At 39.3% G+C, this 338-nt stretch carries 1 pseudogene; it reads left to right on the top strand.

Features of this window, described 5'->3' with window-relative positions:
* A pseudogene (locus ACRHNM_RS16470) lies at nucleotides 1-338 on the top strand (hypothetical protein); the annotation flags it as partial.

Raw genomic sequence — 338 nt, 5'->3', positions numbered from 1 at the left:
GTAACATTAACAGCTTCAGGAGGATCAGCTTATGTATGGAGTACAGGAGAAACAACTCAAAGTATAACTGTCAATCCGAATATTACGACTGTGTATTCAGTAGAAGTTCTTGAAAACGCGTGTTCAGATACAGATGAAGTTGAGGTTACTGTTAATGCTTTACCAGGTATTGATGCAGGATCAGATATAACAATTACAGAAGGCGAAACAACAACACTAACAGCTTCAGGAGCTCAAACTTACCAATGGAGTACAGGAGAGACCACAGCCAGTATAGATGTGAATCCTGCAATTACAACGACTTATACAGTTACAGGATATGCAAATGGTTGTGAAGC

The organism is Psychroserpens mesophilus (genome assembly GCF_050617655.1).
Taxonomy (GTDB): domain Bacteria; phylum Bacteroidota; class Bacteroidia; order Flavobacteriales; family Flavobacteriaceae; genus Psychroserpens; species Psychroserpens mesophilus_A.
This window is presented reverse-complemented; position numbering and strand designations above follow the sequence as displayed.